Source organism: Bradyrhizobium sp. (genome assembly GCF_047605465.1).
In the GTDB taxonomy this organism is placed as follows: domain Bacteria; phylum Pseudomonadota; class Alphaproteobacteria; order Rhizobiales; family Xanthobacteraceae; genus Bradyrhizobium.
This window is the reverse complement of sequence record NZ_JASGFS010000007.1, coordinates 72,311-95,151: the sequence shown is the minus strand read 5'-3', so window position 1 is coordinate 95,151 and position 22,841 is coordinate 72,311. Positions and strand designations below refer to the sequence as shown.

The following is a 22,841-nucleotide window of genomic DNA, read 5'->3' as shown; positions in this document are numbered from 1 at the left end:
TCAGGCCGCGGTCGACCCGAATTCCGGAACCGCATCCTTCAGGATGGTCTTGATGGTGGCGCGATCGTCCCGCGCGATGGCCTGCTCGAGCGCCGCGATCCATTTGCGCAGGGTGATCATCGGCGGCTCGTTCGGCTGTGCGGCCATGACACCGGCGACGCCGATCTCGACGGTCGGCTCCTCCGAGGCGAACAGAATCTCGTGCAGTCGTTCGCCCGGCCGCATGCCCGTGAACACGATCTCGATGTCGTAACCGGGCTGCAGGCCGGAGAGACGGATCATGCGCTCGGCGAGATCGACGATCTTGACCGGCTGCCCCATGTTGAGCACGTAGACCGAGACGTCCGGACGCGCCGTGCCGAGCGCATGCGTCGCCGCGGTGATGACGAGATCGCAGGCCTCGCGGATGGTCATGAAATAGCGGACCATGTCGGGATGCGTCACCGTCACCGGGCCGCCGGCCTCGATCTGGGCCTTGAACTTCGGCACGACGGAGCCGTTCGAGGCCAGCACGTTGCCGAACCGGACCGAGATCAGCCGCATCGCTGCCTTGGCCGTGCCGGCTTCAGCCGCGAGGTCGTGATCGAGCGCCTGGCAGTACATCTCGGCGAAACGCTTGGTCAGGCCGAGCATCGAGACCGGCTCGATCGCCTTGTCGGTCGAGATCATCACCATCGCTTCGGCACCGGCGCTGCGCGCCGCGTCGGCGACGTTGATGGAGCCGAAGATGTTGGTCTTGACGCCTTCGCTCCAGTCGCGTTCGAGGATCGGCACGTGCTTGAGCGCGGCGGCGTGGAACACGATGTCCGGCTTGAAGTCGGCCATCAGCCGCATGATCCGCTCGCGGTCGCGGATGTCGGCAATGCGCCCCTCGACCGTCGCCGCCGTGCCGTGCGCGGCGAGCGCTTCCGTGACCGCATAGAGCGCCGGCTCGGAATTCTCCAGGATCAGCAGGCGCGCGGCGCCGAACACGACGACGCGCTCGCAGATCTCCGAGCCGATCGAGCCGCCGCCGCCGGTGACGATCACCGCCTTGCCCTTGATCAGGGCTTCCAGCCGCGCATAGTCGATCGTCTCGCTCGGCCGGAGCAGGAGGTCTTCGACCGCGACCGCGGTGAGCCGCGGCGTGTCACCGCTTTCCAGAGACGGCATCCGGTTGACGATCACGCCGAGCCGCCGCGCCCGCATCAGGATCGATTCCGGATGGGCTTCCGGCGCGAAGGCCGACGGCGTCATGACGACGCGGGCGATCGCCTTGTTGCGCTTGGCGAAGTCACCGATGACGTCCTCGATGTCCTCGACGCTCCCGAGCACCGGCACGTTGCGGATGAACTGACCGAGATCGGAGCTCGACGGCGACAGCACGCCGACCGGCCAGATGCGCTTGATCGCGCCGCTCTCGATGCCGCGCAGCAGCACCTCGGCGTCCGCGGCGCGGCCGACAAGAAGCGTCGGCGCGGCGTCATCGGTCCTGGCGTGGCGCCGCACCCGCGTGTAGCGGAAATAGCGGTAGGCCATGCGCAAAGCGCTGAGGAACGAGATTTCCAGGAACCAGTAGAGGACGATCGTGACCTTGCCGAGAAAGAAGGCGCCGCGGACGTTGGGGGCGACGAAGATGTAGTCGAGCACGAGGAGCGCGACCGTCAGCACCGTCGCGACGCGGATGATGTTCAGCGCATCGGGCAACGAAATGAAACGCCATTTCGTCGTGGTCAGGTTGAAGATGAAGAACACGACCACGCTGAAGGCGAGGAAGTAGGGCAGGATCTGGAACAGGAGCGGCAAACGGTCGTAGAATCCGTCTCCGCCCTCGAAGCGCAGATAGAAGGCAACGAACAGCGCCGCCGTGGTCGCCAGGAGGTCGTGAAGCGCAATCAGGAAATTGCGCAAAGTGAGATGCGAGAGACGCGTCATCCGCCGACCGATGAAAAACCCGTTAGATGCAACCTGTCCGCGCTGATAGCCCATCTCGGCGAGACTTGCCAGCAACAAGACCTCCGAAGCGCAGCACTTGCCGGCACGGCATTTGTCGAGCGCGAACGCTCAGGAACCGGCTTCCCTCGCCTTCGGCGAAACGCCGCGCGCGCGAAGGACCATGCCGCCGGCAACCCCGACGCCGATGACGTACATCCAGCCCTCGTGGAAGTCGAACAGGTGAGAATTGAACAGAGAGGTGAAGACGTTCTGCACCACCACCAGCAGGCCGATCCAGTTCGCAAGCCCGTCGCCGCGAAACAGCAGCAGATGAAAAAGCCAGGTCGCGTAGAGAATGACGACACCGATGCTGCCCCACTGCACGGCGACGGCCAGCGTCTGGTTGTGAGGATTCGGAAACACCCTGACGCCCGGCACCCAGTCGGCGCTCTTGGAGACCTTGTCGAACAAGCCCTGCGTGGAACCCGTCCCGTGTCCCATGATCGGAGCGTCCCGGAAGAACTGAATCGACTTCTGCCAATATTCGAGGCGCTCGCCCATCGAGGTCGGAATTCTCTGCTTGGTGTAGAGCTGGTAGTCGCTCACGAAGGTATCTGCGGTCTTGCGCAGCTGCGGCGATGCCTGCCACGCGGCCGCGGCACCGGCGACCAGCAAGGCGGAGATGATCGCGATGCTGCGCCAGCGCAGGTGAAGCACAGCGAACACCGCGAGCATGATCGGCACGGTGACGAGCGCGGTGCGCGACACGATCACGAAGGCCATGTTGACGAAGAAGCTCACCGCGAGCGCCGTCAGCAACCCGGCAAGCCAATACCGTTTCTCGCGCAGCAGCAGCACGACCGGATAGGCCAGCGCGACCGCGCACAGCGTGAACTCCTGGCTCTGGTCGATGTAGTTCTTGACGAAGATTCCGCGCTCGGGGTTATCCGGCTTGATCGACAGATTGGGATAGAACGCCACCAGCCAGGACACCACCGACAGCAGCGCGCACGAGATCAGGAAGGCGATGAGCACCCAATGGCCGCGCTGCGAGCGCTCGAAATGGTAGAGCAGGACGGGGATGACGAGCAGCTTCGCCACCGGGCTCAGCGAATAGAGGCGCATGCCCCACGGCGCGTCCGACCACAGCGTGCCCAGAAGCGCCAGCAGCACCAGCGCGATCGGCGCGGCGCAGATCGGACGCTTGAGCGACTCCAGGAATGCCCTGACGTCGAGGAACGGCACCATGCAGACGAGCAAGAGAGCATTGAAGATGCCCGCGAGCGACGTCGACCATGGCAGCGAGGCCGCGGTGAGGATCGCGAACAGGTCGACCGTCTCGCTCCACGCCACCGGGCTGCGCAGGCGCCGCAGCAGCATCCCGCCGGTCGTCTCCCTTGCAAGCGTCGTCACTTCGCCCCTCCCCGTGCACGATGGACCAGCGCCGTCGTGCTGAAGCCCTGGAGGATATCGACGAGCACGACCGTTCCGCCGGAGGCTTCGACGACCTCGTGGCCGACGACCTGCTCGCGGGTGTAGTCGCCGCCCTTCACCAGCACGCTGGGCTTGATCCGGGTGATCAGTTCGAGCGGCGTGTCGTCCTCGAAGATGACGACGAGATCGACCGCTTCGAGCGCCGCCAGTACTTCGGCCCGCGCCCGTTCGTCCTGGACCGGACGATCCGCGCCCTTCAGCCGCCGCACCGAGGCATCGCTGTTCAGTCCGACGATCAGGCGGTCGCAGGCGGAACGCGCGGCCGTCAGCACCTTGACGTGGCCGGGATGCAGGATGTCGAAACAGCCGTTGGTGAAGCCGACCCGCAGGTCCTGCCGCTTCCATTCGGCGAGCTGCGCGTCGAGCGCACCCGGCTCGAGCACGATCTTCTCCTCGGCGGCGAGATAGGCGTGCGGCAGGATCTTTCGCCGCAACTCGGCCGCGCTCACGCTGGCGGTGCCCTGCTTGCCGACCGCGACGGCGGCTGCCGCGTTCGCGATGCGCAGAGCCGTATCCCAGTCCGCGCCCGCCGCGAGCGAGACCGCGAGCGCCGCGGCGACGGTGTCGCCCGCGCCGGAGACGTCGCGCACCTTCACGGGAAAGGCCGGAACATGGACCGCCTCGCCGCTGCGCGGCACCAGCGTCATGCCGCGCTCGCCCTGCGTGACGAGGATCGCCTCGCAATCGGCCAAACGCATCACGTCCTCGGTGGCGTCGACGATGTCCTGCGGCGTGTCGGCGCGGCTGCGGGCGGCCTCCGCGAATTCCTTGCGATTGGGCGTGAGCAGCGTGGCGCCGCGATAGATCGCCCAGTTGAGGCTTTTCGGATCGACGATCACCGGCTTGCCGAGCTTCCGCGCGGTGTCGATCACGTGACGGATCACGCGCGCGGTCAACACGCCCTTGGCGTAATCGGAGAGCAGCACGAGGTCGGCACGGGCGATCTGCGGCAGGATCGCCTCGATCAGCCCGGTCTCGATGTCCTCGGAAGCGGCCTGCGCCTGCTCCCAATCCGCGCGCAGCATGTGGGTGGAGAAATGCTCGGAGACGAAGCGGACCTTTCGCGTGGTCGGCCGCGAGGGATCGCACACCAGCACGCTTTCGATCCGGGCCTGCTCCTTCAGCGCGGAAGCGAGCCGCTTGCCCGCATCGTCATCGCCGACGAGGCCCACGAAGATGCAGTGCGCACCGAGGGACGCAACGTTGCGCGCAACGTTGCCCGCGCCGCCGATGTGGATCTCGCTGCGCTGGGCCGCGATCACCGGCGTCGGCGCTTCCGGAGAAATCCGCGACACCTCGCCGTAGACGAATTCGTCCAGCATGACGTCGCCGATGCAGAGCACCGTGCGGCGCGCGATGTCTTGCGCCAGGGCATCGAAGTCGAGGATGGGCGTCGGCATGGTGGTGGGCCTCAGCGGAAGCGGTCGGACCGGTCGAGATATTCGCCGACATAGGCCTTCACGGCGTCTTCGAGCGTCGTGAAGCCGCCATTGTAGCCGGCCCGGTGCAGACGATCGACAGCGCTCTGGGTGAAGTACTGGTAGCTGTTGCGGATGCTCTCGGGCATGTCGACATATTCGATGTTGGGTCTGGTGCCGAGCGCGGCATAGGCCGCGAGCATCAGGTCCTTGAAGCTGCGCGCATTGCCGGTCCCGACGTTGAACAGGCCGGACACCGAAGGCGTCGCCAGGAGCCACATGACGACCCGCACCACGTCGTCGACATAGATGAAATCACGGCGCTGATCGCCGTCGGCGATGCCCGCGCGATGCGACTTGAACAATTGCACGACGCGGCCCACCTTGACGTCGTCGAAGCGTCGCGCCAGCACGCTCATCATCGCGCCCTTGTGGTACTCGTTCGGGCCGAACACGTTGAAGAATTTGAGGCCCGCCCATTGCGGCGGCAATCGGTCGCCGCGCGTGACGCGCTCGGCCACCGCGAGATCGAACAGGTGCTTGCTCCAGCCGTAGAGGTTCATCGGCCGCAACTGCTTCAGGGCCGCAAGCGAGGCGTCGTCGTCGAAGCCTGCGGCACCGTCGCCATACGTCGCCGCCGACGAGGCGTAGATGAACGGGACGGCGTTGGCCGTGCACCAGTCGAGAAGGCGCATCGACAGGCGGAAATTGGTCTCGATGACGAGGTCGCCGTCGGTCGCGGTGGTCTCGGAGATCGCTCCGAGATGGATCACGGCGTCGAGCTCGCGGCCCTGCAACCAGCCGAGCAGTTCGGCCGGGGGGACGATATCCACAAGCTGCCGCTTGGCGAGGTTGCGCCACTTGCCGTCGGTGCCGAGCAGATCGCAAACCACGACGTCGCTGCGGCCGGCCTCGTTCAGCGCGGCGACGACGTTCGATCCGATAAAACCGGCTCCGCCGGTCACCAGCAACATTCCACTTCCCTGCCTGAGTTTTGCGGCCCGGCCTTGCCGTAGCGCATGATCCGTCAAAGTGTAAGCGGTTTCGGGGACCGGGCCTCTCCCGGCTTTACCTGCCGGCCCGGAGCGGCTAACCGAACCGCCACATTCAGTGACGCTCTGGTTATATTAACGAATGAACCAAGATTCGCAATTTAGCGGAAGTGAGGACCGGAGCGACACCCGCCCGATCCTGATCATCCCCTACATGTGGATCGGTGATTTCGTGCGGAATCACACGGTCGTGCGCGTGCTTAGGGAGCGCTGGCCGAACCGGCCGGTCGATCTCCTGACCACCTCGCTCTGCGCCCCGCTGGTCGACTACATGCCCGGCGTCCGCGAGGGCATCGTCTGGAACCTGCCGCGCAGCCGGCTCGCCGTGGCCCGCCAGTTCGGCCTGGCGAAGCTCCTGCGCGAACGGAACTACGGCACCGCGCTGGTGCTGCCCCGGACCTGGAAGGCCGCGATTGCGCCGGCGCTCGCCGGCATCCCCGAACGGGTCGGATTCGTCGGTGAGTTCCGGTTCGGCCTGATCAACCATTGGCGCTGGGGCGAGAAGAAGCTGCCTCGCTTCATCGACAAGAACGCGGCGCTTGCCCAGGCGGACGGCGCTCCCTTGCCCCCGGAATGGCCGGTGCCGCAACTGCGCGTCCCCGCCGAAGAGATCGCGCGCTGGCGAGAGGCCAACGGCCTGGGCGCCGGAGCCGCCGTGGCCCTCGCCCCCGGCTCGGTCGGCGTCTCCAAGCGCTGGACCGCCTATCCCGAGGCCGCACGGCTCCTCGTCGAGCGCGGGCTCGAGGTCTGGGTGGTCGGCGGCCCCGCGGAAAAAGGACTGGCGCAGGAGATCGTCGCGGCCGGCGGCCCGAAGGTGCGGGACCTCACCGGCAACGATTTGCGCAACGGCGTGCTGGCAATGGCCGCGGCCGGCGTCGCCATCTCCAACGATTCGGGCCTGATGCACATCGCCGCCGCGCTGGGCACGCCCACCATGGGCATCTTCGGCCCGACCAGCCCCTATCTCTGGGCTCCCCTCAACGGCCTCGCCGCCACCGTGGTGCAGGACAAGAGCATTCTGTCCTGCCAGCCCTGCCAGAGCACGATCTGCCGGATGAACGACCACCGCTGCATGCGCGACATCTCGGCGTCCGAGGTGGCAGCGATCGCGCAGCGGGTGCTGGGCGAGGCCGGGGCGTCCGCTTCGACCTGAAGCATTCGAGGCCCGTGCCGATGATGACATCGTGCTGGTGTTTTGCCCGACGTGTCAAAATGTTTCGCTGAGCCCCGGCACCGTGCACCGACGCCCGCCGGCGACGTCCGGCTACTGTGCATGGGGTCGTTTTCGAGATTTTTGTTGTGGCCCGGCCCGCCGGCTCAGAGCACGGTCCGATAAACGTCCCCGATCCGCGCCGCTTCCGCATCGAGGCTGAACGTCGCAAGCACCCGCGCCCGTCCGCGCTCGCCCATCGCGGTGGCCGCAGCCACGTCGCGCATCAGCGGCTCCAGCGCTGTGGCCAGCGCGTCGGCATCGCCTGTCGGGATCAGCACGCCGCTCACGCCATCCTCGACGACGAGTTCAGCCGCGCCGGCCCGCGCGGCGACGAGCGCGCTCCCGGCCGCCATCGCCTCGATCAGCGTCAGGCCGAAGCCTTCGTTGCGCGAGGTGAAGGCGTAGATCGTCAGCCGCTGGTACCAGCGCTGCACCGCTTCGATCGGCAGTTCGCCGGTGATGACGATACGCGATTGCAGGCCGGCGGCCTCGATGCGCTTCTTCAGATCGTTCGCAAAGACAGTCTGCTCCGGCGTGACCTGACCGACGATGACGGCGGTGAAATCCGGGTAGCGCGGCAACAATCGGCACATCGCGTCGACGAAGACATCGGTGCCCTTCTGCGCGCGCACGCGGCCGAAACAGCCGATGGCGTAGCGGCCCGGCAGCGCGGCTTCCGCGAAGGCCGCGGCGCGGTCTTGCGGCGGCGCGTAGACGTCGGTGTCGACGCCATGCGGGATCACGGTCGCCTTCACCTTCAGGAATGAAGCAGAGACGTCGGAGGTTGCGATGATCGCGTCCATGCGCCGGATCAGCCAGCGCGTGATCCAGCTGTGATGCCGCTGCGCCGCCGAGGTGAACACGAGCTTGAGCGGCCAGCCGAACGCGCGCAGGGCGACGCCCACGATCATCTCGTTGTTGCGGCGCGCATGCCAGAGCAGCAGCGTCCTGCGGCGCCAGAGTTTCAGGAGATCGCCGACCTCGAGCCGTGTGATGCCCTCCGGCGCGTCGGAGCCGAACCAGGCGGCACGAAACAGCCGCGCCAGCCGCGGCGCTACCATCCGGTTGGTCGCGGTGACCCCGGAATAGCGCCTGTGCAGATTTGGCACGATCACTTCGAGATCGCCGGGGAAATTCGCCACGCCACGCTCCGTTTCGCAAGGCTCCTATACGCAACATTAAGCATAGTGACCAGTTCAGCCGTTCCGAAACCCCCTCTTCACCGCGCAAACGTTAGCATCGGGGTTGATCGAAGACGGGTGAGATCAATGACTGTGCTAGTCACCGGCGGCGCCGGCTATATCGGGAGTCACACGGTTCTGGCGCTGGCGGAAGCCGGCGAGGACGTCGTCGTGGTCGACGATCTCTCCACCGGATTCTCCGCCTATCTGCCCGAAGGCGTGCCGCTGTTCATCGGTGATGCCGGCGACGAGAATCTGATCGAAGGCGTGATCGCCCAGCACAACATCGAGAGCATCATCCATTTCGCGGGCTCCGTCGTGGTGCCGGATTCGATGCGCGATCCGCTCGGCTACTATCGCAACAATTTCACGACCGCGCGCAACCTGCTCAACGTCGCGGTCAAGCGCGGCATCAACCGCTTCATCTTCTCCTCGACCGCCGCCGTGTACGGCAATCCGGACCAGGTGCCGGTGCCCGAGCACGCGCCGACGCGGCCGCTGTCGCCCTACGGCTCGTCGAAGCTGATGACCGAGATCATGCTGCACGACGTCGCCACCGCCTACGGCATGCAGTACGTGACCCTGCGCTATTTCAACGTCGCCGGTGCCGACCCGCATGCGCGCATCGGGCTCGCCACGATCGGTGCCACGCATCTGCTGAAGATCGCGGTCGAGGCCGCGACCGGCCAGCGCGCCAAGATCGACGTGTTCGGCACCGACTATCCGACGCAGGATGGAAGCTGCATCCGCGATTTCATCCATGTCACGGACCTCTCGCAGGCGCATCGCTCCGCGCTGGCCTATCTGCGCCGCGGCGGCGCCTCCACCACGCTGAATTGCGGCTATGGCCGCGGCTATTCGGTGCTGGAGACCATCGACGCGGTGCGCCGGGTTTCCGGGCGCAGCTTCGCCGTGCAATACGCGCCGCGCCGGCCCGGCGACATCATGACCATGGTCGCCGACACCAGCCGCATCCGCAGCCTGCTCGACTGGCAGCCGCAATACGACGACCTCGAGACCATCGCCGCGCACGCCCTGGCGTGGGAGGACAAGCTGTTCCGCGAGCGCCATGGCGAACTCCGCCACGCCGTCTCGGCCTAGATTCCATCCAGGCGCAAGCCCTTAATTGGGCTTGAAAAGCCCCGCTTTAGCGGGCACAGAGGCCATTCGATCCCTGACGCGCGGGCAGGCTTTTCCCTGTGCCGTCAATGGACTACGGATGGCCCAGTTTCCAAAGAAAATCACCGACGATCCCTATGCGGCAGCGATCCTGATTCGCCGCCTGGTCATGGAACAGGGGGTCACCTACTGGCGGCGCTACATCGTCGCCTTCACGCTGATGGCGCTCGCCGCGGGCGCCACCGCAGGCGCGACCTACGTCCTCGGCCAGGTCATCAACCAGGCCTATGTCGACAAGAACATTCCGGGCATCGCGATGTTCTCGGGCATCACGGTGATCCTGCTGTTCATCAAGGGCGTGGCGACCTACGGCCACATGGTGATCCTGACCAAGATCTCGAACGCCATCCTCGCCACCAACCAGCGCCAGCTCTTCGCCAAGCTGATGCGCGAGAGCGTCGGCTTCTTCTCCGAGCGGCATTCGTCGGAGTTCCTGGCGCGGCTGACCGCCGGCGCCAAGTCGATCACCGACGTCCTCAACATGCTCGTCAACGCCATCGGGCGCGATCTCCTGATGCTGCTCGCCATGATCGGCGTGATGGTGTGGCAGGACCCGCTGATGTCGCTCATCGGCCTCGTCGCGGTGCCGCCGGCGATGCTGGTGCTGCGCAAGCTGGTCAAGCGCATCAAGGGCCTCGCCTACAACCAGTTCACCGGCACCGCCGACATCCTGGAGACGATGCAGGAATCGCTGCAGGGCATCCGCACCGTCAAGGCGTTCACGCTCGAAGACACCATGCAGAGCCGGATCGACGAGAACATCGCGATCGTCGAGCGCAACGCCAACAAGATGGCCCGCGTCGCCAACCGCTCCAACCCGCTGATGGAAATGCTCGGCGGCTTCGCGGTCGCCGGCTGCCTGCTCTATGGCGGCTACAGCGTGGTCGCGCTCAATGCGACACCGGGTGCGTTCTTCTCCTTCATGACCGCCTTCCTGATGGCGACCGAGCCTGCCAAGCGGCTGGCACGGCTCAACATCGACCTGAACAGCCAGCTGGTCGGCGCACGCATGCTGCTTGAAGTGGTCGACAGCCCCGCGAGCGAGCATTCCGACGACGACAAGCCGGCGCTGAAGCTGTCCGATGCGCGCATCGAGTTGCGCGATGTCAGCTTCTCCTATCGCACCGGCGAGACCGTCCTCAACCGGATGAGCATCGTTGCCGAACCCGGCAAGGTCACCGCGCTGGTCGGCCCCTCCGGCGGCGGCAAGTCGACCGTGCTGGCGCTGCTGCTGCGCTTCTACGAGGTGACGCAGGGCGACATCGTGATCGACGGCCAGTCGATCGGCTCGGTGTCGCGGAAATCGCTGCGGTCCCAGACCGCCTATGTCGGCCAGGACGTCTATCTGTTCCGCGACACCATCCGCAACAACATCGCTTTCGGCCGGCCGGGTGCGACCGAGAACGAGATCACCGAGGCGGCGAAAGCGGCCTGCGCGCATGATTTCATCATGGGCTTCCCGCTCGGCTACGATACGCCGGTCGGCGAGCACGGCACGCAGTTGTCCGGCGGCCAGCGCCAGCGCATCGCGGTGGCGCGCGCGCTGATCAAGAACGCGCCGATCATCCTGCTGGACGAGGCCACCGCGGCGCTCGACTCGGAGTCCGAGCGGCAGGTGCAGGAGGCGATCGAGCATCTCTGCCAGAACCGGACCACCATCGTGATCGCGCACCGCCTGCACACCATCATGCACGCCGATGCGATCCTGGTCGTCGAAGGCGGCGAGATCGTCGAACAGGGCCGGCACGACGAGTTGCTCCGCCGCTCGGGCCGCTACGCCTCGTTCTTCCGTCTTCAACATCACGACACCGGTCCCTTGGGGCTGGCGCCGATCAGTGCAACCGCCTAGCATTCGTTTCACCCCAAAGAGCAGCGAGACCGCTTCATGAACGCCGCCTCCTACGTCATCCCGCTTCCGCCCCAGGCTTCGCTTCCCGTCGTCGGTGAGAGCGGCCGCTATCCGGTCCGCCGCATCTGGTGCGTCGGCCGCAATTACCTCGAGCACATCCGCGAGATGGGCAATGACGAGCGCGCCCCGCCCTTCTTCTTCGCCAAGCATGCCGACATGCTGGTGCCCGATGGCGCGACCATTCCCTATCCGCCGCTGACCAAGGACCTGCACCACGAGGTCGAACTGATCGTCGTGCTGAAGAGCGGCGGCCTCAACATTCCGGCCGAGAAGGCACTCGACCACGTCTACGGCTATGCCGTCGGCATCGACCTGACGCGCCGCGATCTCCAGATCGCCTCGCGCAAGAAGGAGCGCCCCTGGGAGGTCGGCAAGTCGTTCGACGGCTCCGCGCCTGCCTCCGCGGTGCAGCCGGCGTCGAAGATCGGTCACCCCTCGACGGGCAAGATCTGGCTGACGGTCAACGGCAAGGAAGCGCAGAAGGGCGATCTCAACGAGATGATCTGGAACGTTCCGGAGATCATCTGGCAACTCTCGCAGCAGGTGAAGCTCGCAGCCGGCGACATCATCATGACGGGCACGCCAGCCGGCGTGTCGCAGCTCCAGCCCGGCGACAAGCTCGAATGCGGCGTCGATGGCGTCGGCACGCTGAAAGTGTCGATCGGCCAGCCGGAATAAACGGCACGGTCACTTCAGATCAAAGGGCCCCGGACATCGTCCGGGGCTTTTTTGCATTTGAGGTCGCGTAGTCTCGGATGCCCCTGCTCTACCACGCCTTGACCGGGCGGTTGGCGTGGCTGGCCTGCGGCACACCGCGGTTGAGCGACATATGCGAATGCACGCACAGCCAGCCATCCGCATTCGCAGCGAACACCATCGTGGCGCGGCCGGGCCGCGGAAACGTGCTGCCGTCGGGATGGTAGCCCGTGCTCGTCCACGGCGCGATCACCGTCGCCATCGTGCCGTCGGCGGATGCGAGGATCGAGGTCTGGTCGAGAACGAAACGGAAGTCCGTCGTCCTCGGCCAGACGCTATTCCACTGCGTCGAGACCCACTGATCGACGCCGGGGATGACATCGTTGTGCGTGCCGAAAGCGAGCACATCGGGATGAAAGAGCGGTCGTGCCGAGGCGTAGTCGACCTCGCGGACGTACCCCGCGAAGGTTTCCAGCCATGCACGGAAGAACTGTGCTATCTCCGCGTTTGCGGTCGGCAAGGGGGCCATTGCCTGCTCCATGTTCGGCTACACGATCGCGGCGAGGTTGTTGCCATGGACCCGGGCGTTCGGCAACTCCGAGACCGCGTATCGACATCGGTCAGGACCGGAGGGTCCCCCGAGAGAATGCATTGGAAACGAAAGGATGTCTCTGATGTCAGCGACGATCACTGAACTCGAGGGGCTGCTCATGCAGCGCTCACTCACCGATCCGCAGCTTCTCGCCGCTGCGGAGGCAGCTTCCGACTTCCGCATCCTGCCGGATGCCACCGTCATCAAGATCGGCGGCCAGAGCGTGATCGATCGCGGCCGCGCCGCGGTCCATCCGCTGGTCGACGAGATCGTCGCCGCACGCAAGACCCACAAGCTGCTGATCGGGACCGGTGCCGGCACCCGCGCGCGGCACTTGTATTCGATCGCGGCCGGCCTGCGCCTGCCGGCCGGCGTGCTCTCGCAGCTCGGCGCCTCGGTCGCCGACCAGAACGCCGCGATGCTGGGACAATTGTTGGCCCGGCACGGCATCTCCGCCGTCAGCAGCGCCGGGCTCTCGTCCGTGCCGCTGTTCCTCGCCGAGGTGAATGCCGTGATCTTCAGCGGCATGCCGCCCTACAGCCTGTGGATGCGACAAGCTGCGGAGGGCGTGATCCCGCCCTACCGGACCGACGCCGGCTGCTTCCTCGTGGCCGAACAGTTCGGCTGCAAGGCGATGGTCTATGTGAAGGACGAGAACGGTCTCTACACCGCGAACCCGAAGACGTCGAAGAATGCCACTTTCATCCCGAAGATCTCGGTGGCGGAGATGAAGGCCAAGGGTCTTCAGGATTCCATTCTCGAATTCCCGGTGCTCGATCTCCTCGCCGCCGCGCGCCACGTCCGCGAGGTGCAGATCGTCAACGGCCTCGTGGCCGGCAATCTCACCCGCGCGCTCGCGGGCGAGCATGTCGGCACCATCATCACCGCGAACTGAGGGGGGCACCGTCATGACTGTCATCAACCAGATCAAGCACGTCGCCTCGCCGCTCGCGCGCCAGACGCTCCTCGATGGTGATCTCACCCGCCCCGTCGCGGGCAATCGCCCGATCAAGCTCCTGCCCTGGGTGCAGGTGGTGAAGATCGGCGGCCGCATCATGGATCGCGGTCACGAAGCGATCCTTCCGCTCGTCGACGAGTTGCGATCGCTCCTGCCGGAGCATCGGCTGCTCATTCTGACCGGCGCCGGCATCCGCGCCCGTCACCTCTACAGCGTTGGCCTCGACCTCGGACTGCCGGTCGGCTCGCTCGCACCGCTTGCCGCCAGCGAGGCCGGTCAGAACGGTCATATCCTCGCGAGCCTGCTGGCGCCGGAGGGCGTCTCCTACATCGAGCACCCCACCATCGCGAGCCAACTCGCCATCCACCTCAGCGCGGCTCGTGCGGTCGTCGGCAGCGCCTTCCCGCCGTACCACCATCATGAGTTCCCGACCTCGCGCATCCCGCTGCACCGGGCCGACACCGGCGCCTTCCTGCTCGCGGACGCGCTCGGGGCTGCGGGTCTCACCATCGTGGAGGACGTCGATGGCGTCTACACCACGGATCCGAATGGCGCCGACGGCAAGAAGGCGGAGCTCTTGAAGGAGACCAGCTTCACCGAGCTCGCGAAGCTCAAGGGCACGCTGCCGTTCGATCCAGCGCTGATCGACGTGATGGCCAACGCACGGCACATCGCGCGCGTGCAGGTGGTGAATGGTCTTGTGCCCGGCCGGATCGGTGCGGCGCTGCGTGGACATCACGTGGGATCGATCATTCACACCGGCGCCAAGCCGGTGTGATCGCAGGCAGCGCATCCCCAAGGAAAAAGCCCCGGAGATCGCTCCGGGGCTTTTTGATTCAGGCCGCGCGGCGAGCGTCGATCACTTCAAGGCCGAAAACACGATGAGGCCAAGAACCAGCGCCGTCACCGAGTACTTCAGCGTGTAGTAGACGTTGCGGTTCCACTCCTTGACCTTGCGGCTGCCGAGATGGATCTCGTAGAGCTTGCCGAACACCTTGTTGAGCGCGCCGACACTCTCGCCGTCGACGTTCTGCGTCGCCGACGCCTTGACGATGTGATGGCTGACCCAGCGATTCATCGCGGTCATGAAGCCGTACTTCATCGGACGCTCGACGTCGCAGAACAGGATGATGCGGTTGACATCGGTCGCGTTCTCGGCGCTGTGGATGAAGGTCTCGTCGAACATGAAGGCCTCGCCGTCGCGCCAGACGCATTCGACGCCGTCGACCAGGATACGGCACTTGTTCGAGTTCGGCGTGACGAGGCCGAGGTGGTAGCGCAGCGAACCAGCGAAGGGATCGCGATGCGCTCCGAGCTTGCCGCCCGGCGGCAGCATCGCGAACATCGCGCCGTGGACGTTGGGGATCGAGTTGAGCAATTCCACCGTCTTCGGGCACAGCGTACGCGCCGACGGCAGGAAGTCGTCATACCACTTCAGGTAAAATCGCTTCCAGCCGCTCTTGAAGAACGAGTAGAAGCCCCAGTCGTTGTTCTTGGCGGCGGCGCGGATGAAGCCTTCGTCGAACAGGCGAACCGCTTCGTCGCGGATGGTTTCCCAGTTCTCGCTGAGCGGCTTGAGTTCGGGAAACTGCTCGACCGCGATCACCGGCTTGTTCGGCACGGCCGAGCCCGCATACATAAGCACGTTGTAAGGGGCGAGATAGGTCGAGTGATCGCCGAGCTGGCGCGCGAAGCGCAATCGCTGCTTGCCGCGGAAGTGAACGTAAATCGTCGATGCCGCCAGCACGTAGAGAATGACAAGTTGCGGCGCAAAAAGCTGTTTCAGCATATCCCCGATCCCCAGTGACCCAGCCGGGGTGTCGTGTAACCCGAGCGGGCCCGTGCGGCAAGATCGTCACCGGCAGGGTGACATCACACGCTGGGGAGAGGCTGGAAATGGAACCCGCGTGCGGGCTGCCGAATCAGGCCCGCGACAGGGCCTGGAGGCCTTTGAAGGTCAGGCGCTTGGGATCCCTGACGCCGGCCAAGTACAACCTTCGGATGAAGGCGATGACGGCGTCGCGGTCACAATCGGTCAGCGCAACCACGGCGTCGACCGCAATCTTCTGGGCTTCCATTGGGCTCACCTCGGCCTTGCGGGTTACCCGGCCCGGACAGGCTAGGATGCACCGGTTAATCCCGCGTTAACCGTTCTGGCGCCCGGCTGATCCGGCGTCGGGCTCAGCTTCCGGCGATATCGACGACGGCCTGGGCAAAGGCCTGCGGGGCTTCCTGGGGCAGGTTGTGCCCGATGCCACCGGCCACCGTCCGGTGCTCGTACTTGCCGGAAAACTTGCCGGCATAGGCCGCCGGTTCCGGATGCGGAGCGCCGTTGGCGTCGCCTTCCATGGTGATGGTCGGAACCGTGATCACGGGCAAGCCCGCCAGCCGCTGCTCGAACGCGGCATATTTCGCTTCGCCCTCCGCGAGGCCGAGCCGCCAGCGATAATTGTGGATGGAGACGTCCACGTGATCGGGATTGTCGAGCGATGCCGCACTGCGGTCGTAGGTTGCGTCGTCGAACGCCCATTTCGGCGAAGCGAGCCTCCAGATCAGCTTCGCGAAATCGTGCCGGTTTCTGGCGTAGCCTTCGCGGCCCCGCTCGGTGGCGAAGTAGAACTGATACCACCATTGCAGCTCGGCGCTCGGCGGCAGCGGCATCTTGCCTGCCGCCTGGCTGGAGATCAGGTAGCCGCTGACCGAGACCATGGCCTTGACGCGCTCAGGCCAGAGCGCCGCGACGATATTGGCGGTGCGCGCGCCCCAATCATAGCCGGCAAGCGTCGCCTGCTTGATCCCGAGCGCGTCCATCAGCGCGACGATATCGGCGGCCAGCGCGGCGGGCTCGCCATTGCGCATCGTCGCCTCCGACAGGAAGCGCGTGGTGCCGTAGCCGCGCAGATGCGGAACGATGACGCGGTAGCCGGCCTGTGCCAGCGCGGGCGTGACATCCGCGAAGCTGTGGATGTCATACGGCCAGCCATGCAGCAGGATCACCACGGGCGCATCGGCAGAACCAGCCTCGGCATAGCCGACATTGAGAACACCGGCGTCGATCTGCTTGAGCGGAGCGAACGACACAGTCGCACCCGGCTTGATCGCAGGCAGGCCGGTCGCCGGTCTCGCACCGCTCTGGGCGAATGCGGGACTTCCCAGGACAAGAGGAGCCGCGGCAACGCCGAGAACGGCAGAGCCGAGGAAGCGGCGGCGGTCGTGATCGATTTCTTGCGACATCGTGATCTCATGGATTGAAAGCCAGCGCGCTGCCGCACGATCGGCCGGAAGGCACCGAGCAGCAAAGCACGCGATTGGATGCCTCACTTTCACAGCGTCATCGGATCACAATTCAGCGATTGCGGCCGCCTCAGTGGGTGGTCAGGAATACCGCATCACACCGTCGTCAACGCGGCCGAAACGCAGGGAGACGATGTCCAGCGCGTAATTCTGATGAAGCCGCCACGGCCGCTTCGAACCCTGCTTGGGCATTTTCGCGACCGAACGCTGCACGTAGCCGGAACTGAAATCGAGCGAGGGCTGCTGGGTGATCGTCCGATCGTCGTTATGAGGCACGCATTGGCGGAAATTGTGCCGGTCCATATAGTTGATGAGCCGGCAGACATATTCGCAGGTGAGATCGCATTTCAGCGTCCACGAGGCGTTGGTGTAGCCGAACGCCGATGCCATGTTCGGCACGTCGGCATACATCATCCCCTTGTAAGTCAGCGTATTGGCGAAATCGACGGCGCGCCCGTCCACGCTGACCTCGAGACCCCCGACGACCTGGAGCACCAGCCCGGTCGCCGTCACGATGATGTCGGCCGCAAGTTCGCTGCCATCCTTCAGGCGAAGGCCGTCGCGCGTGAACGTGTCGATCTCGCTCGTGACGACGGTGGCGCGCTTTTCGCGGATCGCCTTGAACAGATCGCCGTCAGGCACGAGGCACAGCCGCTGGTCCCAGGGATTGTAGCGCGGGGTGAAGTGGGTCGCGATATCGTAGTCGGGACCGAGCGCCATCCGCACGCCCTTCAGGACCAGATCCTTCACCTTCGCGGGCCGGCGCCGGCTGAGCTGGAAGAAGAACATCCCCCACATCACGTTGCGCCAGCGGATCAGGTGATAGGCCAGCCGTGTCGGCAAATTGCGGCGCAGCTTGTTCGCGACGGGATCCTGCGCGGGGCGCGACACCACATAGGTCGGCGAACGCTGGAGCATGGTGACCTGCGCCGCCTTCTTGGCCAGCTCCGGCACCAGCGTCACCGCGGTTGCCCCGGAGCCGATCACGACGACGCGCTTGCCCGTATAGTCGATGTCCTCGGTCCATTTCTGCGGATGCACGATGCGGCCGGCGAAATCGGCCGTGCCCTTGAACTCGGGCGTATAGCCGGCTTCGTACTTGTAGTAGCCCGAGCACATGAACAGGAAATTGCAGGTGAAGCGTACGATCTCGGTCGCGCCCTCGCCCGTGATGCGCTCGGCTTCGACGGTCCAGCGCGCCTCCGGCGTCGACCACGCTGCGCGCTTGACGCGATGCCGGAAGCGGATGTTCTTCTCGATGCCGTTCTCTGTCGCCGTCTGGCGCACATAGTTCAGGATCTGCGCCCCGTCGGCGATCGCCTTCGGATCGGTCCACGGCTTGAAGGAATAGCCGAGCGTGAACATGTCGCTGTCGGAGCGGATGCCAGGATAGCGAAACAGGTCCCAGGTGCCGCCGATGCAGTCGCGGCCTTCCAGGATGACGTAGCTCTTGCCGGGACATTTGGTCTGGAGATGATAGCCCGCGCCGATGCCGGACAGGCCGGCACCGACGATCAGCACGTCGAAATGTTCTTGTTGCATGGTTTCCTCCGCCGCTCGCGATTGTCGGCCCGTCGCTGCCAGCCGTCAATCAGCAAACAGCCGCGCGACGACGGCAAAGCGCGTCGAATTCCACGTGCCGAAACAACAAGGCCCCGGATCGCTCCGGGGCCTTGCGTCGATGATCTCTCGGCTTCGGGGATCAGTAGCGGTAATGGTCCGCCTTGTAGGGACCTTCCTGCTTCACGCCGATGTAGTCGGCCTGGTCCTTGCGCAGCTCGGTGAGCTTCACGCCGATCTTGGCGAGATGCAGACGGGCCACCTTCTCGTCGAGGCTCTTGGGCAGCACGTACACTTCCTTCTTGTACTTGCCGTCCTTGTTGTTGGCGAACAGCTCGATCTGCGCCAGCGTCTGGTTGGTGAACGAGGCCGACATCACGAAGGACGGATGGCCCATCGCGTTGCCGAGGTTCACGAGGCGGCCTTCCGACAGCATGATGATGCGGTGCTTGTCGGGGAATTCGATCTCGTCGACCTGCGGCTTGATGTTGGTCCACTTCAGGTTACGCAGACCCGCAATCTGGATCTCGTTGTCGAAGTGGCCGATGTTGCAGACGATGGCGCGATCCTTCATCGCGCGCATGTGCTCGATGGTGATGATGTCCTTGTTGCCGGTCGCGGTGACGAAGATGTCGGCGCGGGGCGCGGCGTCTTCCATGGTCACGACCTCGTAGCCTTCCATCGCGGCCTGCAGCGCGCAGATCGGATCGATTTCGGAGACCAGCACGCGGCAACCGGCCTGGCGCAGCGAGGCCGCCGAACCCTTGCCGACGTCGCCGAAGCCGGCGACCATCGCGACCTTGCCCGACATCATCACGTCGGTGCCGCGGCGGATGCCGTCGACCAGCGATTCGCGGCAGCCATAGAGGTTGTCGAACTTCGACTTGGTGACGCTGTCGTTGACGTTGATGGCGGGCCACAGCAGCGTGCCGGCCTTTTGCATGTCATAGAGACGATGCACACCCGTGGTGGTCTCCTCGGAAACGCCCTTGATGCTGTTGGCGATCCCGGCGAAGTAGCCCTTCGGCTTTTCCTTGAGCTGCTTCTTCAGCAACGCGAAGAAGACTTCCTCTTCTTCCGAGCCCGGCTTGTCCAGGAACGCGGTGTCGCCGTTTTCGGCGCGCAGGCCGAGATGGACGTACATGGTGGCGTCGCCGCCGTCGTCAAGGATCATGTTCGGGTGACCGCCGCCGTGCCAATCGAACAGCTTGGCGGTGTAGTCCCAATATTCGCTCAGCGTCTCACCCTTCACGGCGAACACCGGAATGCCGGCGGCTGCGATCGCCGCCGCGGCGTGGTCCTGGGTCGAATAGATGTTGCAGGAGACCCAGCGGATGTCGGCGCCGAGCGCCGCCAGCGTCTCGATCAGAACGCCGGTCTGGATCGTCATGTGCAGCGAGCCGGCGATGCGCGCGCCCTTCAGCGGCTGCTTCGGGCCAAACTCTTCGCGGGTGGCCATCAGGCCGGGCATCTCGGTCTCGGCCAGCGAGAGTTCCTTGCGGCCGAAATCGGCGAGCGAAATGTCCTTGACGATGTAATCGGTGAAGCCGGGCTTCGCGTTCATTGCGAGTGTCCTGTTGTTGAACTGGTCATTCCGGGGCGTCTTCGGGAGGCGAACCCGGAATCTCGATGTGATGAATGGGGATCCCGGGATCGCCCGCTTCCGCGAGCGAACCCGGGATGACGCACGAAATCAGAGCGCGCGCTTGAGCGGCTCGACGAGGTCGGTCTTCTCCCAGGAGAAGCCGCCCTCGTTGTCCGGCGTGCGGCCGAAATGGCCGTAGGCCGAGGTGCGCGCGTAGATCGGACGGTTGAGGTCGAGATGGGTGCGGATGCCGCGCGGCGTGAGATCCATCGCCTTGGCGGCCGCCTTCTCGAGCTGGTCCTCCGGCACCTTACCGGTGCCGTGGGTGTCGATGTAGATCGACAGGGGACGCGCCACGCCGATGGCGTAGGCGAGCTGCAGCGTGCAGCGGTCGGCGAGACCGGCCGCGACGATGTTCTTCGCGACGTAACGCGCAGCGTAAGCCGCCGAGCGGTCGACCTTGGTGGGATCCTTGCCGGAGAACGCACCGCCGCCATGCGGGGCCGCGCCACCATAGGTGTCGACGATGATCTTGCGGCCGGTCAGGCCGGAGTCACCATCGGGACCACCGATGAAGAACTTGCCGGTCGGGTTGATGTGCCAGATGGTCTTCGGCGTGATCCAGTCCTTCGGCAGCGCCTCGCGCACATAGGGCTCGACGATGTCGCGGATCTGCTTGGACGAGATGTCCTCGACCAGATGCTGGTGCGAGACAACGATCTCGCGCACGCCGACCGGCTTGCCGTTCTCGTACTGCACGGTGACCTGGCTCTTGGAGTCCGGACCGAGCACCTTCTCCTTGCCGGAGTGGCGGGCTTCGGAGATCAGACGCAGGATCTTGTGGGCGTAGAAGATCGGCGCCGGCATCAGGTCGGGCGTCTCGTTGGTGGCGTAACCGAACATGATGCCCTGGTCGCCCGCGCCCTCTTCCTTGACCTCGCCCGGCTGAAGCGCATCGACGCCCTGCGCGATGTCGGCCGACTGCGGATGCAGGAGGATCTCGATGTCGCAGGTCTTCCAGTGGAAGCCGGCCTGCTCGTAGCCGATGTCCTTGATCGCGTTGCGGACGACACTTTCGATCTGCTCGTTGGTGACGGACGCAGGACCGCGGGTCTCGCCCGCGATCACCACCTTGTTGGTGGTGGCAAGCGTCTCGCAGGCTGCGCGGATCGCCCAGGGATCGATGCCGGCTTTCGGCCCCTCGCGGTAGAACAGATCCACGATTTCATCGGAGATCCGGTCGCACACCTTGTCCGGATGACCCTCGGACACGGACTCGCTGGTGAAGAGATAGGACGCGCGCATCAAGTAACCCCTTGTTCCGCCTCTATTTGGCGGCTCGTTTGCGATGTTTACCGTTGGATTATGTCAATCACGCCGTCGCGAGATGACGTAGGATTCGTCGTAGAACCAGAGCCCGTTGTATTTTCGCAGCACGTCCCTGGCGGCATCGAGAGTGCGGCCGTTCTGAGCCATTTCCGTCAATCGGTCGTCCTCAATCTGAGCGACGTACACCGCCGCATTCCACGCTGCAAAGGCCGTCGAGGTTCCGATGGTCCCGGTCACCTCGTTGGGCAGCGCTTCCATATCATACCTGAAGATCGAACGGTTATCCGCATATGCATTAAAATTAAGGTCGCGGCCCAACGATCCGAGTTCGTACTTAACGGCGCGCAATAGCTCATGACGGCTCACCGAGAAAGGATTTTCTCCTGGCCAGATCGCCTGGATCATTTCCATGCCGGGATCCTGCCCATGGGAGTGAATACCGATCAGGCGTCCTCCGGGCCGAAGCGCCCGCGCCAGGGGCGCGATGATCCGTTTTGCCCGGAAATTGACCGAGGACAGGGCGCGATAAGGCTGTGAGGCGATGACGAGGTCGAAATTGGCCTCGGTCTGGCCCGGCCGCGGAATGGTCGAATCCAGCAGAAACCTGTGATCCTCGCGGTAGAGAACGAGGACGACCGGCCGCTCGTACAGGGGCATGGCCGTGCGTGGGCTGATCGCGGCGCGCCAGTTCTGCTCCAGGAACGGCTTCAATTCGGCGATCTGCGTCTCGAACTCGCCCGACGAAGCGCCCCGCAGCGGAACTTCATGCCAGACGGTGGCGGCGGCCGCCGCCGGCGATGCCGGGGTGAGCCAGGGCGCCTCCGCGTAGAACATGTTGGTGAAGACGAAGACCGACGCGGGATGCTCGAAAATGCGATCCGGCACCTTGTCCAGCGTAAGGCGCAGATCCTCGAGGCTGAGCTCCTTGCCGGCGACATAGAACGGCATGTGCGGGTAACGCTGGTGCGTGGCGCGCAGTACCCGCGCCAGCACCGTGCCGTCGCCGACGCCCGCGTCGAAGATCCGCAGCGCCGGCGGGCGCGGATGAATGGTCGCGAGCTCCAGCGCAACCCTGTCCGCGACCACCCGCTTTTCGCTGCAGGTGTGGACGAACAGCAGGTATTTCTGCCGGTTCTCGAAGAAACGGAAATTGCCGCGCGGATCGCGCCTTTCCGGGGGCACCTGGAGTCCCCGCGGCGGCGGCAGGCCGCCTGTTGATGCGGCCATGTAGGCCTGGATCCGCTCCAGCGTATCGATGGTGATGCGCTTGCCCTCGCGCAGGCGATGCACGAGCTTCCCATCGTTCACCGCGCGGCGGCCAAAGGTCGATTCCGCCATGTCCGCCTTGCGGCAGAACTCGGTGATCTGGCTCAGGATTTCGTCGTTCTTCATCGTGGGGATGTGAGTGGGCAGACGCGTTGGGCTCAGTGTCCTAGCAAAATCTGCCCACCAAGGGAATACCCCCTG

19 protein-coding genes are annotated in these 22,841 nt (G+C 65.1%); 6 read left to right on the top strand and 13 right to left on the bottom strand.

What is annotated here, in order from left to right:
* The 4 genes from QM712_RS09495 to rfaD all read right to left on the bottom strand — a co-directional run bounded on the left by QM712_RS09495 (position 1) and on the right by rfaD (position 5,800).
* Positions 1 to 1,914, bottom strand: a complete 1,914-nt coding sequence (locus tag QM712_RS09495; protein ID WP_415022896.1) for an SDR family NAD(P)-dependent oxidoreductase — start codon at positions 1,912 to 1,914, stop codon at positions 1 to 3.
* Positions 1,915 to 2,043: 129 nt separating this feature from the next.
* The gene (locus QM712_RS09490; RefSeq protein WP_415022824.1) at positions 2,044 to 3,327 is read right to left on the bottom strand and encodes an O-antigen ligase family protein; all 1,284 of its coding nucleotides are present in this window, start codon (positions 3,325 to 3,327) and stop codon (positions 2,044 to 2,046) included.
* Complete coding sequence (rfaE1, locus tag QM712_RS09485; RefSeq protein WP_415022823.1) at positions 3,324 to 4,808, bottom strand: D-glycero-beta-D-manno-heptose-7-phosphate kinase; 1,485 nt, start codon at positions 4,806 to 4,808, stop codon at positions 3,324 to 3,326. Before rfaE1 ends, QM712_RS09490 begins: the two co-directional genes overlap by 4 nt.
* Positions 4,809 to 4,819: 11 nt before the next feature.
* Positions 4,820 to 5,800 (bottom strand): ADP-glyceromanno-heptose 6-epimerase, encoded by a 981-nt coding sequence (rfaD, locus tag QM712_RS09480; RefSeq protein WP_415022822.1) that lies wholly within the window; start codon positions 5,798 to 5,800, stop codon positions 4,820 to 4,822.
* Positions 5,801 to 5,960: 160 nt separating this feature from the next.
* Here rfaD and waaF point away from each other — a divergent pair, with 160 nt between their 5' ends.
* Positions 5,961 to 7,031 (top strand): lipopolysaccharide heptosyltransferase II, encoded by a 1,071-nt coding sequence (waaF, locus tag QM712_RS09475; RefSeq protein ID WP_415022821.1) that lies wholly within the window; start codon positions 5,961 to 5,963, stop codon positions 7,029 to 7,031.
* Positions 7,032 to 7,195: 164 nt separating this feature from the next.
* Here waaF and QM712_RS09470 read toward each other — a convergent pair whose 3' ends face one another.
* Entirely contained in the window at positions 7,196 to 8,233 is a 1,038-nt protein-coding gene (locus tag QM712_RS09470) for a glycosyltransferase family 4 protein (RefSeq protein WP_415022820.1), read from the bottom strand.
* Between the two features lie 126 nt (positions 8,234 to 8,359).
* On the opposite strand from QM712_RS09470, the gene galE reads away from it, so the two are divergent.
* The 3 genes from galE to QM712_RS09455 all read left to right on the top strand — a co-directional run bounded on the left by galE (position 8,360) and on the right by QM712_RS09455 (position 12,038).
* Positions 8,360 to 9,373: a UDP-glucose 4-epimerase GalE gene (galE, locus tag QM712_RS09465; RefSeq protein ID WP_415022819.1), complete on the top strand. Its 1,014-nt coding sequence runs from the start codon at positions 8,360 to 8,362 to the stop codon at positions 9,371 to 9,373.
* A 118-nt stretch (positions 9,374 to 9,491) separates the two neighbouring features.
* Positions 9,492 to 11,300 (top strand): ABC transporter ATP-binding protein, encoded by a 1,809-nt coding sequence (locus QM712_RS09460; RefSeq protein WP_415022818.1) that lies wholly within the window; start codon positions 9,492 to 9,494, stop codon positions 11,298 to 11,300.
* 36 nt (positions 11,301 to 11,336) lie between these two features.
* On the top strand, positions 11,337 to 12,038 hold the full coding sequence (locus tag QM712_RS09455) for a fumarylacetoacetate hydrolase family protein (protein WP_415022817.1): 702 nt from the start codon (positions 11,337 to 11,339) through the stop codon (positions 12,036 to 12,038).
* Positions 12,039 to 12,126: 88 nt separating this feature from the next.
* Here QM712_RS09455 and QM712_RS09450 read toward each other — a convergent pair whose 3' ends face one another.
* Positions 12,127 to 12,585: a YybH family protein gene (locus QM712_RS09450; RefSeq protein WP_415022816.1), complete on the bottom strand. Its 459-nt coding sequence runs from the start codon at positions 12,583 to 12,585 to the stop codon at positions 12,127 to 12,129.
* Positions 12,586 to 12,730: 145 nt separating this feature from the next.
* Here QM712_RS09450 and QM712_RS09445 point away from each other — a divergent pair, with 145 nt between their 5' ends.
* A complete protein-coding gene (locus QM712_RS09445; RefSeq protein ID WP_415022815.1) occupies positions 12,731 to 13,543 on the top strand; it encodes a uridine kinase in 813 nt (270 codons plus the stop codon).
* Between the two features lie 13 nt (positions 13,544 to 13,556).
* The gene (locus QM712_RS09440) at positions 13,557 to 14,384 is read left to right on the top strand and encodes a molybdenum storage protein subunit alpha (protein ID WP_415022814.1); all 828 of its coding nucleotides are present in this window, start codon (positions 13,557 to 13,559) and stop codon (positions 14,382 to 14,384) included.
* A gap of 81 nt (positions 14,385 to 14,465) precedes the next feature.
* On the opposite strand, the gene QM712_RS09435 is transcribed toward QM712_RS09440, so the two are convergent.
* The 7 genes from QM712_RS09435 to QM712_RS09405 all read right to left on the bottom strand — a co-directional run bounded on the left by QM712_RS09435 (position 14,466) and on the right by QM712_RS09405 (position 22,766).
* On the bottom strand, positions 14,466 to 15,395 hold the full coding sequence (locus QM712_RS09435) for an aspartyl/asparaginyl beta-hydroxylase domain-containing protein (RefSeq protein WP_415022813.1): 930 nt from the start codon (positions 15,393 to 15,395) through the stop codon (positions 14,466 to 14,468).
* A 133-nt stretch (positions 15,396 to 15,528) separates the two neighbouring features.
* Positions 15,529 to 15,684 carry a hypothetical protein gene (locus QM712_RS09430; RefSeq protein WP_195803435.1) on the bottom strand — a complete coding sequence of 52 codons (156 nt, stop codon included), beginning with the start codon at positions 15,682 to 15,684 and terminating at the stop codon, positions 15,529 to 15,531.
* A gap of 103 nt (positions 15,685 to 15,787) precedes the next feature.
* Entirely contained in the window at positions 15,788 to 16,840 is a 1,053-nt protein-coding gene (locus QM712_RS09425) for an alpha/beta fold hydrolase (RefSeq protein WP_415022812.1), read from the bottom strand.
* A gap of 141 nt (positions 16,841 to 16,981) precedes the next feature.
* Entirely contained in the window at positions 16,982 to 18,442 is a 1,461-nt protein-coding gene (locus tag QM712_RS09420) for a flavin-containing monooxygenase (RefSeq protein WP_415022811.1), read from the bottom strand.
* 160 nt (positions 18,443 to 18,602) lie between these two features.
* The gene (gene ahcY, locus QM712_RS09415; RefSeq protein WP_415022810.1) at positions 18,603 to 20,024 is read right to left on the bottom strand and encodes an adenosylhomocysteinase; all 1,422 of its coding nucleotides are present in this window, start codon (positions 20,022 to 20,024) and stop codon (positions 18,603 to 18,605) included.
* Between the two features lie 129 nt (positions 20,025 to 20,153).
* Complete coding sequence (metK, locus tag QM712_RS09410) at positions 20,154 to 21,350, bottom strand: methionine adenosyltransferase (RefSeq protein ID WP_415022809.1); 1,197 nt, start codon at positions 21,348 to 21,350, stop codon at positions 20,154 to 20,156.
* Between the two features lie 63 nt (positions 21,351 to 21,413).
* Positions 21,414 to 22,766, bottom strand: coding sequence for a hypothetical protein (locus QM712_RS09405; protein WP_415022808.1), 1,353 nt, complete (start codon positions 22,764 to 22,766; stop codon positions 21,414 to 21,416).
* Between the last annotated feature and the right edge of the window lie 75 nt (positions 22,767 to 22,841).